12 protein-coding genes are annotated in these 14,757 nt (G+C 64.9%); 7 read left to right on the forward strand and 5 right to left on the reverse strand.

The features are described 5' to 3' along the window. Positions 1-6 precede the first annotated feature (6 nt). Positions 7-933 (reverse strand): hypothetical protein, encoded by a 927-nt coding sequence (locus ACFPK0_RS01885; RefSeq protein WP_377337983.1) that lies wholly within the window; start codon positions 931-933, stop codon positions 7-9. Positions 934-1,232: 299 nt separating this feature from the next. Then, entirely contained in the window at positions 1,233-2,081 is an 849-nt protein-coding gene (locus ACFPK0_RS01890; protein ID WP_056084153.1) for a 5'-nucleotidase, lipoprotein e(P4) family, read from the reverse strand. A gap of 194 nt (positions 2,082-2,275) precedes the next feature. On the opposite strand from ACFPK0_RS01890, the gene ACFPK0_RS01895 reads away from it, so the two are divergent. Both ACFPK0_RS01895 and ACFPK0_RS01900 read left to right on the forward strand, forming a co-directional pair. Next, positions 2,276-3,268 carry an AI-2E family transporter gene (locus tag ACFPK0_RS01895; protein WP_056606469.1) on the forward strand — a complete coding sequence of 331 codons (993 nt, stop codon included), beginning with the start codon at positions 2,276-2,278 and terminating at the stop codon, positions 3,266-3,268. 954 nt (positions 3,269-4,222) lie between these two features. Next, positions 4,223-4,702, forward strand: a complete 480-nt coding sequence (locus ACFPK0_RS01900; protein WP_156458987.1) for a hypothetical protein — start codon at positions 4,223-4,225, stop codon at positions 4,700-4,702. Positions 4,703-4,981: 279 nt separating this feature from the next. On the opposite strand, the gene ACFPK0_RS01905 is transcribed toward ACFPK0_RS01900, so the two are convergent. Continuing rightward, entirely contained in the window at positions 4,982-6,964 is a 1,983-nt protein-coding gene (locus ACFPK0_RS01905; protein ID WP_377337986.1) for a UvrD-helicase domain-containing protein, read from the reverse strand. 139 nt (positions 6,965-7,103) lie between these two features. Here ACFPK0_RS01905 and ACFPK0_RS01910 point away from each other — a divergent pair, with 139 nt between their 5' ends. Next, positions 7,104-8,468, forward strand: a complete 1,365-nt coding sequence (locus tag ACFPK0_RS01910; protein WP_377337988.1) for an NAD(P)/FAD-dependent oxidoreductase — start codon at positions 7,104-7,106, stop codon at positions 8,466-8,468. Between the two features lie 9 nt (positions 8,469-8,477). On the opposite strand, the gene ACFPK0_RS01915 is transcribed toward ACFPK0_RS01910, so the two are convergent. Next, positions 8,478-8,969 (reverse strand): GAF domain-containing protein, encoded by a 492-nt coding sequence (locus tag ACFPK0_RS01915; protein WP_056082680.1) that lies wholly within the window; start codon positions 8,967-8,969, stop codon positions 8,478-8,480. 59 nt (positions 8,970-9,028) lie between these two features. Here ACFPK0_RS01915 and ACFPK0_RS01920 point away from each other — a divergent pair, with 59 nt between their 5' ends. The 4 genes from ACFPK0_RS01920 to dcp all read left to right on the forward strand — a co-directional run bounded on the left by ACFPK0_RS01920 (position 9,029) and on the right by dcp (position 13,118). Next, entirely contained in the window at positions 9,029-9,718 is a 690-nt protein-coding gene (locus ACFPK0_RS01920; protein ID WP_056082677.1) for a TMEM175 family protein, read from the forward strand. Beyond that, entirely contained in the window at positions 9,715-10,413 is a 699-nt protein-coding gene (gene bioD, locus ACFPK0_RS01925) for a dethiobiotin synthase (protein WP_056082673.1), read from the forward strand. The genes ACFPK0_RS01920 and bioD overlap by 4 nt, the downstream gene beginning before the upstream one ends. Positions 10,414-10,525: 112 nt before the next feature. After that, positions 10,526-10,873: a hypothetical protein gene (locus ACFPK0_RS01930; protein WP_377337991.1), complete on the forward strand. Its 348-nt coding sequence runs from the start codon at positions 10,526-10,528 to the stop codon at positions 10,871-10,873. 97 nt (positions 10,874-10,970) lie between these two features. After that, positions 10,971-13,118 (forward strand): peptidyl-dipeptidase Dcp, encoded by a 2,148-nt coding sequence (gene dcp, locus ACFPK0_RS01935; protein ID WP_377337993.1) that lies wholly within the window; start codon positions 10,971-10,973, stop codon positions 13,116-13,118. A 142-nt stretch (positions 13,119-13,260) separates the two neighbouring features. Here dcp and ACFPK0_RS01940 read toward each other — a convergent pair whose 3' ends face one another. Beyond that, entirely contained in the window at positions 13,261-14,628 is a 1,368-nt protein-coding gene (locus tag ACFPK0_RS01940) for a glutamate--cysteine ligase (protein ID WP_056082662.1), read from the reverse strand. Positions 14,629-14,757 lie beyond the last annotated feature (129 nt).

Below are 14,757 nucleotides of genomic sequence, written 5' to 3' on the forward strand. Positions count from 1 at the left end.
CGCCGATCAGTCCGTGTGAGCGGTGCTGCCGGCCGGTGCCGGCTCGGCGGTTGCCGCGTTGTCCTCGTGCTGCTGATGCGACTGGCGGGCGTTCTTCAGCATGCTTTCGCTGTACCAGCGGCCATCAACCTCGACCATCGCGGTTTCGGTGGAGAGCGGCTTGCCCAGCAGGGTGTAGTCGATCTTCACCTTGGCGTGGCCGTCCTTGTTCTCCAGCTCGCTGAGTTTGATCGAATCGAGCGTGTCATCCACCGACAGGCCGTAGATGGCCAGCAACTGCTTGGCGCCGGCATAGCCGGTCGCGTATTTCTTCATGGCGGTGTCGAAATCCATCGCGCGCAGCGCTTCCGGGCTTTTCAGGTCGAGCTGGCGCACGGTGGTGACGGCCACGTGCACGGCCTGTTTCGCCTTGGCCTGGTCGAACCACGGGGTCTTCTGCGCCCACGGCGCCAGCACGTCGACCACCGCATTGGCCTGGGTCTTTTGCTGCGCATCCAGCGTGGTGTTCTGCGCAATGCCGCGCTTGACCAGGGCGTCGCCCATGCTGATCAACACCGGCAGCTGATCCTTGTACTGCTGCTCCATCTGGGTCAGCTTGGGCTCCAGCTCGGCGTACAGCTTTTGCTCGGCATCGGGCGCGGTGAATTTCTGCAGTGTCTCGTTGAAGCGGGCGCGGTCCTGCTCGGTGATCGGCGGCTGGTTGGGGTCGCGCTTGCTCCAGTCGGCGCGCAGCGTGGCGTAATCCGCCGGCGGCAGTGCGTGCTTCCACAGGCCGGCAAGGTCGCCCTTCTTCAGCAGCTCGACCGAACTCTGCACGGAGGCTACCGGCGTGCTGCCGCCGGGCTGGGTCGGATCGTCCTTGCCATGGCAGCCGGCCAGGACGAACGCGGCCAGCAGCGGCAGCAGGGCGTGACGAACAAGGGTGATGCGCATGGGCGGATTCTCGCGGTGGGTGGCAGCAGGGCGAAACGCCGGTGCGCGCCGTGACCGGGCAGGTTAAGGGCCGGCGCGATGCGGAACAAGGGCGAGGAGCCGGTTTCAGGCAGCCCACAAAAAGAAAACCCCGCGGGCTGGAGCCTCACGGGGAAATCCGGCAAAACCGGATGGGAAACGGCCTCGTCTGCAAACTCGCGGTGAGCAGGATCGGCAAGGCAGATATTACTTTGGTGTGAAAGTTAAGGCAACACCTATCTATTGTTACGTAACATGTTGATTTTGATTGACGTGTTCGATCAGTAGCGCAGCGCCTCGATTTTCTGCCGCCGACGCTGCTGTCGCGGAGCGCTCCATTGGTCGTGGAAAAGCGCCGATTCCCACGCGCCGTAGGTGGCGTTGGGCAGCACGAACCAGCGGGTGCCGATCCACGGCAGGTAGCGGGCCATGGCCTGTGGCCGCGCGGCTCGGTCGGTGGGGAAGTCGGCGAAATCGCCGAGCTGGTCGCCCAACTGCATCAGCACCCGGTAATGCCGGCTCACCTGTTGGCGGCGGCAGCTCTTGTCGCTGCCCACCTGGGTGCATCCAGCCACCACCGTGCCCAGGCCCAGGAACGCGTCCGGCCCGGAAACCGGCAGGCCGACCTTGCGCAGGTTGGCCAGCGTCACCTGGTCCAGCTCGCGGCTGCGGTTGGAAATGTAGATCACCGCGATGCCATGGCTGGCGGCGAACTTCGTGAACGCGACCGCACCCGGCAACGCGCGGGCGCTCTCCTCACGGCACCAGGCTTGCCAGCTTGCCTCGTCGTACTCCTTGCCGCTGCGCACCAGGCGCGCCGCGTAGGGCGAGTTGTCCAGCACCGTCTCGTCGATATCCAGCACCACGGCGGGCGGCAGTTGCGCCAGCGGCGCGACCCGGTCGGAACTCGCCAGTGCATCCCACTGCGGGTCGTTCAGGGCGGTCAGCAACTGCGATTGCGCATCGCGATAGGTCTGCAGGTAGATCAGGTCGTGCTCGATGGCCGTCTGGCTCCACGCCACCGCGTTGAGGTTGTCATCGGCCGGCACCGTGGCCGTCGGCACCGGTACGCTGGCGCAACCGGCCAGCAGGGCAAACGCGAGCAAGCCGGCGGGGAGACGAAGAGTCATGGCGTTCCTGAAGCGTGGAGTGAAGCCGCCATGATCGCCGAACCGGTGGGTGCGAAACATCGGCCGATCGGCATGCATCGGTCCGCCAGGCGGAGCCCGTCCAGGCATTACACTGGCCGCCCCACCTCGCAGTGATATGCATGGATCCCGCGTCGTCCTTCCCCTCGCCGCCCGTCTGGCGCCCACCGTCCCCGATGTTGCGCAAGATCAGTTACGTGCTGGCCGCGATCGCGCTGCTGCTGGTGGTGGAGTTGCACCTGCTGCCCGCGCTGCTGGGTGGCTTGCTGGTGTTCGAGCTGGTGCAGTCGATGACGCCGCTGCTGGGCCGGCGCATCTCTGGCGACCGCGCCCGCGTGGTGGTGGTGGCCCTGCTGGGTGCGCTGGTGGTGGGGCTGTTGCTGCTGCTGATCCTGGGCGCCATCAGCTTTTTCCGCGCCGAGATCGGCAACCCCGAGCTGCTGTGGCAACAGCAGCTGATGCCGCTGGTGCAGAAGGCCCGCCAGCAACTGCCCGCGGTGCTGATCAACCACCTGCCCGACAGCGTCGACGACCTGCGGGTCAGCGTGATGGAGCTGACCCACCGGCACGCCGGCACCCTGCGTCTGGCCGGCAAGGAGGCGGCGCGTACCTTCGTGCATGTGCTGATCGGCCTGGTGCTGGGCGCCATCATCGCGCTCAGCCGCACCCGGCCGGCGCATCAGGTCGGGCCGCTGGCTGCCGCACTGAGCCTGCGCTGCCGCCGCCTGGCCGACGCGTTTCACAACATCGTGTTCGCCCAGGTCAAGATCTCGCTGATCAACACCGTGTTCACCGCGGTCTTCCTGCTCGGCGTGATGCCGTTGTTCGGCGTGCACGTGCCGCTGGCCAAGACGCTGGTGGTGGTGACCTTCATCGTCGGCCTGCTGCCGGTGGTCGGTAACTTGATCTCCAACACCGCCATCACCATCGCCGGGTTGTCGGTATCGTTGGGCGTGGGCCTGGCGGCGCTGGTCTTCCTGATCCTGGTTCACAAGCTGGAATACTTCCTCAACGCCCGCATCGTGGGCACCCAGATCCGCGCCCGCGCCTGGGAGCTGCTGGTGGCGATGCTGGTGATGGAAGCGGCCTTCGGCCTGCCCGGCGTCATCGCCGCGCCGATCTACTACGCGTACCTGAAAAGCGAGCTTGAGGCGGAGAAGTTGCTGTAACGCTGCGGATCGCGGAAATCCACTGGCGAAACGTCCTGATACCCATCGCCTCGGCGACATCGCCACCCCAGGCTGGCGCGGCTGGAAGACGGTTTATGTATTGAGCAACGTGGTGGGCAACGTCGTGCGCATGCCTGGGCTGGGTAGGGCGCTGATCCCGATCAGGCTTGCATTGATCCTTATGGGACAGAGCGCAATCCGAGGTGCGGGCATACATAATTCAATTGGCATGTCTTCGAAGGAAGCTTGCAGAACTTGCCGATTGCGATGAGTGCAAGAAAACCGTCGAAAAAAGCTATCGATATCTAGTAAGCGAGGCTGGCGGGTTAGGAAAACTGGCTCAAAATCCACCTCTCCTAGAATGACGTCTTGCGCTCTTTTTATGATCCTCTGTTTTACGCCGTGCCTTGACGCGACCGCCGCGAAATTTCTGGTGGAAGAGCAAATCGAATCAGAGCCGTCAAAAAGTCTCTTTACCTTGATTTGGCTGTCTGGAATTGTTCGCGACGGCCCGTGGCCCCGCAATTGGCGGATATGCCATGGGCCGAAAATGCTATCGGCCTCGTTGTGTATGCAGCTGGCCCTCGGGGTGGGCAGCCTCTTGTGGAAGCAGGGCCGATTTCCAACTTTCCAATCAAAGAGGTGAAAATTCCACCCAGGGGTTCGGTTTCAGGGACAATCAATATTTCAAGGCTGTTCCCTGCATTGTCCCGCTATTCCAGGTATGACGACCTCATGCTTTTCCGGGGTTACAATAGGATCGTCCCGGTGGACGATGCGTCCGACCGTAGTGAGATGGACTCGGAAGTAGGCGACAATCAGCAAATGTTACGATGCTAGGCCTGACTCCTAGATTCATCTAGACCTGCCCCTTGATGCACGTGAATCGCGCACTTTTCACGGCAGCGGGACACAAGCTACGATGGGACACTCCACGTCTTACGGTACGTCTCCATGAAGACCTCCCTCTCCATCTCTGTGGTCGGTTTAATCGCGGCCCTGTCGCTCATCGCCGCTCAAGACATTAATGCTCAAAAAGCACCTGGCTCCGCGGACAAACCGCAGTCGACAATTCCAGCAGTGAGAGCCAAGACTGTGTTGAATCCGGATCTGAGTAAGAGACCGGTAATCGTCATGGAGGATCCTGTCATCAAGGATTTGAAGGCGCATATTGCTGCGCTCGAAAAGCGCAGTGCCGCCGCCGAGGAGCGCACGGCAGCGCTGGAGAAGCGTCTTGCGCTGCTTGAGCCTTCCGCCTACAAGGTAATCAGAGAGTTCCCCGGTCACACCCATCCGTACAAGATAAGAACCTGGGGTCAGACCACCGCAGCCAATATCTACATGCACGGAAAGGCGGGCGTTTATGTACCGATTCCTACGGTAGATAAAGGTGGGACGAAAACCCTCCAAACTCAGCCGCCGAAGCTGGATTAAGAGCGCGGGCAGATTCTGGTTGCATTTTGTGCGCTCTATTTCCCGCTTGAGCGAGCGGGATTCGGCTGCGAATAAAGGCGCCTGGCGCCTTGCTTCCCCCCTGCAGTGGCGATCGCCGCGTCTCTGCGTCTCTGAAAAGTGAGTTGGAGGTAGAAGGCCTCATCTGACCGTCCACTCGCAGGTGATGATCTACCCAGTCCCGGTCCCGCTATTCCCTATGCCCCAAAAGCATCGCCTGCGAGCGGGCTCCTGCCCGGTGAAGGCGGCTTCTGCGCAGTTTTACCCGCCCGCCAGCATCGCCTTGATCTTCGCCATGTGCGATTCGGCGGTTTCGCGGGTGATTTCCTTGTCCGCTTCCGGGTCCTTGCCTTGCCAGTGCAGGTCGTCCTGCGGCAGTTCGTGCAGGAAGCGGCTGGGCTGGTTGCGGTGGATATCGCCCCAGCGTTTGGTCTGCGCGCACCACGACAGGGTCAGCAATTCCTTGGCGCGGGTGATGCCCACGTACATCAGGCGGCGTTCCTCGTCGGTGCGGCCTTCGTCGATGGCGCCTTCGTGGGGCAGGGTGCCATCCTCACAGCCCACGATGAAGACGAAGCGGAATTCCAGCCCCTTGGCCGCGTGCAGCGTCATCATGCGCACGGCATTGCCCGGCTCGTCGCGGTCGGCGTGGCTGAGCAGGGCCAGTTGCGAGGCGAGGTCGCCGGCGGTGTTGCCGCCCTTCTGCATCGCGCGGAACCAGTCGGCCAGCTCCTTGAGGTTGCCCAGCTTGCGCTCGCGCACGGTCGCGTCGGGTGTGCTGGCGGCGATCTGGGCGGCGTAGCCGATGCGTTTCAGGATGCGTTCCACCAAGTCGGCGGCGCTTTCATGCAACGAGGCGCTGCGCAGTTCGTCGAGCAGGGTGGCGAAGGAGGCCAGCGCCGCGGCCGGGCGCGGCGTGAGCTGGCGCAGCACGCTGTCGCTGCGGGTGGCGTCGAGCAGGGACGAGTGGCGCGATTGCGCGAACTGGCCCAGCTTCTCCAGCGTGGTGGCGCCGATTTCGCGCTTGGGCACGTTGACCACGCGCAGGAAGGCCGCGTCGTCGCTGGGGTTGGTCAGCAGGCGCAGATAGCACAGCAGGTCCTTCACCTCGGCGCGGTCGAGGAAGCTCAGCGCGCCGGTGAGGTGGTACGGGATGCGCGCCAGCCGCAGCGCCTTTTCCAGCGGTCGCGCCTGGAAATTGCCGCGGTACAGGATCGCCATGTCATCCCAACGCGCCTTGTGCTTTTCGGCCAGCGTGGTGGCGATGGCGGCGATCCGCTCGGCCTCGTGCTCGGCTTCCTTGCATTCCAGCACGCGGATCGGCGCGCCTTCCGGGTGCTCGCTCCACAGCTTCTTTTCGTGCAGGTGCGGGTTGTTGGCGATCAGCTTGTTCGCCGCGCGCAGGATGCGCTTGCCGCAGCGGTAGTTCTGCTCCAGCTTGATCACGCGCAGGTTGGGCCAGTCGCGGCCGAGCTGGTCAATGTTCTCGGGGTTGGCGCCACGCCAAGCATAGATCGACTGGTCGTCGTCGCCCACGCAGGTGATACCGCCGCGCTCACCGGTCAGCGCTTTCAGCAGCCGGTATTGCGCGTCGTTGGTGTCCTGGTACTCGTCCACCAGCAGGTAGCGCAGGCGTTCGCGCCAGGCGTCGCGGCATTCGGCATCGCTTTCCAGGATGCGCAGCGGCAGCCGGATCAGGTCGTCGAAATCGACCGCGTTGAAGGCCGCCAGGCGCTGCTGGTACAGATCGTAGATCGTGGCCGCCTCCAGCTCGCGCGGGCTGCGCGCGGCGGCCAGCGCTTCCTCCGGCGACAGGCCGCCGTTCTTGGCCCGGCTGAGCAGATTGCGTATGCCGAACAGCACGTCGTTCTTGACGCCCTTGGGCGCCAGCTCCTTCACGATGCCGCCGCTGTCGTCCGCGTCCAGCACCGAGAAGCCGCGGCGCAGGCCGGCGCGCTCGTGTTCGATCTGCAGGAATTTCAGCCCCAGGGCGTGGAAGGTGCTCACCGTGAGCGCGGCCGCATCGTCGGCGCTCACCAGCTTGCCCACGCGCTCGCGCATCTCGCGCGCCGCCTTGTTGGTGAAGGTGATCGCGGCGATCCGCGACGGCGCCAGCCGCTTGCGCTGGATCAGGTAGGCGATCTTCTGGGTGATTACCGAGGTCTTGCCGGAGCCCGCGCCGGCGAGGACGAGCAGCGGCGTGTCGCAATGTTCGACGGCGGCCTGTTGTTGCGGGTTGAGCATGGATCGAGGCAGCCGGAACGGTGAGGCGGTGGCGGCCGATGGTAGCAGAGGCGTCTGCGCGATCTGGGCGGGTCGCGGGCGCTTGGGCATAATCACCGGCTTGCGGCCACCTCGTGACCGACAACCAACGGGGGAATGCATGACGGCACAGGAAGAGCACGCACACGTGGCGCCGGCAGGGGGCGCCGACGAGCAGTGCGACGTGGTGGTGATCGGCGGTGGCCCCGGCGGCAGCACCGCGGCGGCCTTGCTGGCGCGGCGCGGCTACAAGGTGGTGGCGCTGGAGAAGGAGCATCACCCGCGTTTCCACATCGGCGAATCGCTGCTGCCGATGAACCTGCCGGTGTTCGAGCGCCTGGGCGTGCTGGAAAAAGTGCGCGCGATGGGCCTGTTCAAGGCCGGCGCGGATTTCGAGGCGGACAACGAGCGCGGCTACAACACCTACGCGTTCAACCGGGCGATCGGCAACAGCCCGCCGCACGCCTTCCAGGTATGGCGGCAGGATTTCGACAAGATGCTCTACGAGCACGCCCGCGAGTGCGGCGCCGATGCGCGCGAGGGTCACGAGGTGAAGCAGGTTGAGCAGGCCGGACCGCGTGACTCCCTGCTCGACGTGCGCACCGACCAGGGCGAGAGCTACCGCCTGCGCGCCCGCTACGTGGTGGACGCCAGCGGCCGCGACGCGTTCTTCGCCAGCCGCAAGAAGCTGCGGCGCAAGAATGCCGCGCACCAGAGCGCGGCCATCTTCGGCCACTTCCGCGGCGCGCAGACGCGCGAGGGCGAGGACGCGGGCAATATCAGCATCTACAACTTCGATTACGGCTGGATGTGGATGATCCCGCTGCCGAACGGCAGCATGAGCGTGGGTGCGGTGGCGCGGCCGGAATACCTGAAGCAGCGCAAGGGCAGCCCCCGCGAATTCCTGCTGCAGACGCTGCAGCAGGTGCCGGCGCTGTGGCAGCGGCTGCAGCAGGCGGAGTTGATCGGCGACGAAGTGCGCGTCACCGGCAACTATTCCTACGACGCCACCGCGATGGGCGGGTCGGGCTGGATCCTGGTGGGCGATGCGTTCGCGTTTCTCGACCCGGTGTTTTCCTCCGGCGTGTACCTGGCCATGAGCGGCGCGGAAAAGGCAGTCGAGGTGGTCGACCAGGCGCTGCGCGACCCCACCTGCGAAATGGTGCTGATGCGCAAGCTGGAAAAGCGGCAGCGCGCGGCGATGAAGCGCTTCGCGTTCTTCATCTACCGTTTCAACGGCCCGGTGATGCAGCAGATGTTTCGCCAGCCGCGCAACATCTGGCGGCTGGAGCAGGGCGTGATCTCGATGCTGGCCGGCGACTTGTTCGACATGCCGCTGGTGCTGCGCAAACTGCGGCTGTTCAAGCTGGTGTATGCCGTCTACACGCTGCGCGACTGGCGCCGGGCGCGGCGCGAGCGCAAATACCGCCTGGCGCAGGCGCGGCTGCAATTTACCGGTGGCACCACGCCACTGGATCCGGCCTGAGGGCCGCGCTCAGTCGCCCAGGTTTTCGATGAACACCGCGCACAGCGCCTGCATGCCGGCGCGGTCGTCCTCGTCGAAGCGCCGCGTATGCGGGCTGTCCACGTCCCATACGCCAAGCAACCGGCCATCGGGTCGAACCAGCGGCACCACGATTTCCGATTGCGAGGCGGCATCGCAGGCGATATGGCCGTCGAAGGCGTTCACGTCGGCCACCAACTGGGTTTCCCGTGTCTGCGCGGCGGTGCCGCAGACGCCGCGGCCCAGCGCGATGCGGATGCAGGCCGGCTTGCCCTGGAACGGCCCCACCACCAGCTCGTTGCCGTCGTACAGATAGAAGCCGGCCCAGTTGATGTCGGGCAGGCTGTGGTAGACCAGTGCGCTGAAATTCGCCGCGTTGGCAATCAGGTCGCGCTCGCCGGCGAGCAGACCGCGCGCCTGCGACACCAGGTCGTCGTAATGCTCGCGCTTGCTGGCATAGGTGTGTGGTTTCAGTTCGAACATGCGACGCGTCCGGCGGCAAAGCTCGTATTATGCGCCGAGCCATCGTGACGGGAGGGAGCATGAGTCTGATCGGGCAACGCGAAGGAATCGAGGCCGGGCGGCTTGATGCGTTCGTGGACGGCGCTTTCGCGTTCACGCTTACCTTGCTGCTGATTGGCGGCAGTTCCATCCCCGACAGCACCGACAAACTGCTGCTGATGCTGGGCGGCATTCCCGCTTTCGCGGTGTGCTTTTTCCACATCGCGTTCTTCTGGCATGGCCACGTGCGCTGGCGCCGACGCTGCCATGAAGCCACCACCACCGGCCGGTGGCTGTCGTTGCTGCTGGTGTTTTTCGCGATGATCTTCGTGTACCCGTTGCACATGGTGTTTGCGGGACTGTTCAACGGCTTGAGCGCGGGCCGCCTGCCCAGCGACTTCCACCTCGTCGGCGGCGCCGCCGACATGCGCACGTTGTTCGCCTGCTACGGCCTGGCCTATGCCTGCATGGCCGGCACGCTGACGGCGCTGTTCGGGCATGCAGCGCGTCGCGCGGGCAGGGCGGGCTTCGACACGCTGGGCGCGCGCCGCGAGATGCGCGTGTGGAGCGTGCCGGCCGTGATCGGGCTGGCGTCCGCCCTCGTGGCGCTGCTGCTGCCGCTGTCGGCGCCGGGCTGGATGTGGGCGCTGCCCGGCTTCATGTATGCGCTGTTGTTCCTGATCGGCCCGGTGGTGAGCCGTTTCAACCGGCGCTACGGGCAAGCAGCATGAGCGCCGTCTTCATCGCGGGCACCGATACCGGCATCGGCAAGACCCACAGCTCCTGCACCCTGCTGCATGCGCTGCGCGCCGCCGGCCTGGTGGCGTGCGGCATGAAACCCGTGGCCAGCGGCTGCGAGGAAACACCCGACGGCCTGCGCAACGAGGATGCGCTGGCGCTGCAGGCGGCCAGCAGCGCGCCGTTGCCGTATGCGGTGATCAACCCGTTCTCGATGCGCGACCCGTTGTCGCCGCACCTGGCGGCCGCCCACGATGGCGTGCTGATCTCGATGCCGCCGCTGCGCGCCGCGTTCGAGCAACTGGAACGCACGCACGACTGCGTGGTGGTGGAAGGCGTGGGCGGCTGGATGGTGCCGCTGGCGCCCGGGCTATCCGCCGCGGACATTCCACGGCAGTGGCAGTTGCCGGTGATCCTGGTGGTGGGCTTGCGACTGGGTTGCCTCAACCATGCGCAGTTGAGCGCGCGGGCGATCGTCGCCGATGGTTGCCGGCTGATCGGCTGGATCGGCAACCGGATCGACCCGGCGATGGATGCGCTGGACGAAAACCTGGCCACCCTGCGCGAGCTGTTGCCTGCGCCTTGCCTCGGCGTGCTGCCGCATGGCGTCGTGCCGGCGCTGGCCGCTGCGCAACTGACTGCCGCCGTCGCCGCGGTGCAGGACGCCAACCGGATGGCGGCCGCGTAACGACCTTTCCAGCGCTGCGGTCGCGCATTTCACGCGCCGCCGTCAGGCGCGCTTCACGGCCACTATGCGTCGATATCCGGTGGGCACATCCCCGATGCCCACCGGAGTGAACATGAGTCGACACCACTACTACCTCTCCATCGCCGACCTGGCCCACGCACGTGGCGATGACCCGCGTTTCAGCTATGACGGCGTCGATCCGCGCAGTTTTGCCGCCATCCTGCAGGAATCATTGCGCGACGATGGCCTGTTCCAGCGCTGGCGCGCCGTGCAGCCTGATCCGGACGCCGTGGATGCGAGCCTGGGCGATGCCGATCCCGATGCGCAGGTCAGCGCGCACCTGGCCGGCCTGCACACCGAGGTTGACCTGGTGACCTCACTGCCGATGAGCGTGGTGCGCCATCGCCTGTACCTGCTGGTGGGCTCGGCGTGGCAATTGCGCGATCTGCGGGCGGCTTGAACGCGCGGTTGGTCGTGGTGATCACCAGTGCCGTTAGTGGCATTGACCCCATTGTTGCCAGGTTGCACGTTTGGGTGTACCCAACGGAGTAAGCACGATGTTTCCCCTTCGCACTCTAGTGATCGCCACCACCATGTCGCTTGCCGCGTTCTCCACCCAGGCTGCCGTGAACATCGCTGGCGCCGACCTCGGCAGCAACCCGTTCTACGCCGCCAGCACGCTGCCGTTCCAGGCGCCGCCGTTCGACAAGATCAGTGATGGCGACTACCAGCCGGCGATCGAAGAGGGCATGCGCCAGCATCTGGCGGAAATCGAGAAGATCGCCAACAATCCCGCCGCACCCACCTTTGAAAACACCTTCGTGGCGATGGAGAAATCCGGCGCCATGCTGAACCGCGTGATGGCCGCGTTCGACACCGTCACCGGCGCCAACACCGACGACACGCTGCAGAAAATCCAGGAGCAGGAAGCGCCGCGGTTGTCCGCACATCGCGATGCGATCTCGTTCAACGACAAGCTGTTCCATCGTATCGAAACCGTCTACAACCAGCGCGACACGCTCGAGCTCGACCCGGAATCGAAGCGGCTGGTCGAGGTGGTCTACCGTGATTTCGTCCACGCCGGCGCCAAGCTTTCCGACGCCGACAAGGCCAAGCTGAAGGCGCTGAACAAGGAAGAATCCACGCTCAGCACCGCCTTCACCAACAAGCTGCTGGCCGCGACCAAGGCTGCCGCGCTGGTGGTCGATGACAAATCGAAACTCGCCGGCCTGTCCGATGCCGAACTGGCCGCCGCCACCGCGGCCGCCAAGGACCGCAAGCTGGATGGCAAGTACGTATTGACCCTGCAGAACACCACCCAGCAGCCGGAACTGCAGGATCTGAACGATCGCGCCACGCGCGAGGCCTTGTTCAAGGCCTCGTGGAACCGTGCCGAACAAGGCGATGCCAACGACACCCGCAAGACCATCGAGCGGCTGGCGCAGATCCGCGCCGAGCAGGCCAGGCTGCTGGGCTTCAAGAACTACGCCGCGTGGAAGCTGGACGACCAGATGGCCAAGACGCCGGAAACGGCGATCGCCTTCATGCAGCGGCTGGTCCCTGCCGCCACCGCCCGCGCCGAAACCGAGGCGAAGGACATCCAGGCCGTCATCGACCAGCAGCACGGTGGTTTCAAGGTGGCGCCGTGGGACTGGAACTTCTATGCCGAGCAGGTGCGCAAGGCGAAGTACGACCTCGACGAAAGCCAGATCAAGCCGTATTTCGAACTGGACAACGTGCTGGAGAACGGCGTGTTCTACGCCGCCAACCAGCTCTACGGCCTGACTTTCAAGGAGCGCCACGACATCCCCGTATGGCAGCCGGACGTGCGCGTGTTCGAGGTGTTCGACCAGGACGGCAGCTCGCTGGCGCTGTTCTACTGCGACTACTTCAAGCGCGACAACAAGAACGGCGGCGCCTGGATGGACAACCTGGTCACCCAGTCGAAACTGCTGGGCACCAAGCCGGTGATCTACAACGTCGGCAACTTCAGCAAACCAGCCGCGGGCCAGCCGGCACTGCTGTCGTTCGATGACGTCATCACCATGTTCCACGAGTTCGGCCATGCGCTGCACGGCATTTTCGCCGACGAGCAGTACCCGACCCTGTCCGGTACCAACACCGCGCGCGACTTCGTCGAGTTCCCCTCGCAGTTCAACGAGCACTGGGCGACCAACCCCAAGGTATTCGCGCACTACGCCAAGCACTACAAGACCGGTGCGCCGATGCCGCAGCCGCTGGTCGACAAGATGAAAAAGGCGGGCAAGTTCAACTCGGGCTACAACATGACCGAGCTGGTCTCCGCCGCGCTGCTGGACATGAACTGGCACACGCTACCCGCCAGCGCGCCGCTGCAGGACGCCGACGCGTTCGAGGCCGCCGCCCTGAAAAAGGACAAGACCGACCTCAGCTACGTGCCGCCGCGCTACCGCTCCAGCTACTTTCAGCACATCTGGGGCAACGGCTACGCCGCCGGCTACTACGCCTACCTGTGGACCGAAATGCTGGCCGACGACGCCTTCGTGGCGTTCAAGGACCACGGCGGCATGACCCGCGCCAACGGCGATCGCTTCCGCAAGATAGTGCTCTCGCGCGGCAACACCGAAGACCTGGCCACGATGTACCGCAACTGGCGCGGCCAGGAGCCGCAGATCGAGCCGATGCTGGAGAATCGTGGCTTGAAGGATGCGCCGGCGGCAAAGTGATGTTGCCTGACGCATGAGGAAAAGGCCGGCGAAAGCCGGCCTTTTCCGTTGCTCGATACACCGTCGGTAGGAGCGCACCCTGTGCGCGATGGCTCTTCGCCGCAACGAAAAGCATCGCGCACAGGGTGCGCTCCTACACGTTTCAGTACGCGAACTCGCGGAACACCGGGTCCACGCTGCCATTCCACGGGCCGTGGAAAAGCTCCAGCTTGCGATCGGCCGGGGTCTGGTTGGCTTGCACGATTTCCAGCAGCGGTTCCAGGAAGACGCGTTCGTCGGCACCGTTGGCGTTGAGGCGGGCGCGGCGCTGCAGGCCGTGTGCGGCGATCTTCAGTGCCTGCTCGGCCAGGTCGCGCACGGTGCCGTTGCGGAACGGCAGCTTCAGCGCATGCTTCGGCACGCCTTCGCGCAGCGCGTGGCGCTCGGTGAGGCTGAAATCCTTGACCAGGTCCCAGGCGGCATCCAGCGCTTCATCGTCGTACAACAGGCCGACCCAGAACGCGGGCAGGGCGCACAGCCGGTTCCACGGACCGCCATCGGCGCCGCGCATTTCCAGGTATTGCTTCAGCCGCACTTCGGGGAACGCGGTGGTGAGATGGTCGGCCCAGTCCTTCATGGTGGCGCGGGTGCCGGGCAGGGCGGCGAGGTTGCCGGCCATGAACTGCTTGAAATCCTGACCGGCCAGGTCGAGGTACTTGCCGTTCTGCAGGCTGAAATACATCGGCACGTCGAGGATGTAGTCGACATAGCGCTCGTAGCCGAAGCCGTCCTCGAACACGAAATCGAGCATGCCGGTGCGATCGTTGTCGGTGTCGGTCCAGATGTGCGAGCGGTAGGACTGATAGCCGTTTGGACGGCCTTCCGTAAACGGCGAGTCGGCGAACAGTGCGGTGGCGATCGGCTGCAGTGCCAGGCTGACGCGGAATTTCTTGACCATGTCGGCCTGGCTGCCGAAATCCAGGTTCACCTGCACGGTGCAGGTGCGGGTCATCATGTCCAGGCCCAGCGAGCCGACCTTGGGCATGTACTCGTGCATGATCTTGTAGCGGCCCTTGGGCATCCACGGCATTTCGTCGCGCGGCCATTTCGGCTGGAAGCCCATGCCCAGGAAGCCGATGCCCAGCGTGTCGGCCACCGAGCGCACTTCGTCCAGGTGCGAATTCACTTCGCGACAGGTGTCGTGCACCGTTTCCAGCGGCGCACCGGAAAGCTCCAGCTGGCCGGCCGGTTCCAGCGTGATGTTGGCCATGCCGCGGGTCAGCGCCACCGGGATGTCGCCTTCGCGGGCGATCTGCCAGCCGTAGCGGCTGGCCAGCGTTTCCAGCAACACGCGGATACCGCGATCACCCTCGAAGGTGGGCGGGCGCAGGCTGTCGGTGAGAAAGCCGAACTTCTCGTGCTCGGTACCGATGCGCCAGGCTTCGCGGGGCTTTTCGCCGGCAGCCAGGTAATCAGCGAGTTGCTGGCGACCGCCGATCGGCGTGCTTTTGGCGGCACTGGGTATGGACACGTCATAGCCTCGCAGGGGAAGCCGACACTATGGGGGCGGCGCAAGGCGACGAAAAGGGGTGTCGTGGAATGCGGGGTCGGACAGCTCATTGAACCAACACGGGACCGCGTACGCCCTGAGCTGGATCAG

The organism is Rhodanobacter ginsenosidimutans (assembly GCF_042655685.1).
GTDB lineage: Bacteria > Pseudomonadota > Gammaproteobacteria > Xanthomonadales > Rhodanobacteraceae > Rhodanobacter > Rhodanobacter ginsenosidimutans.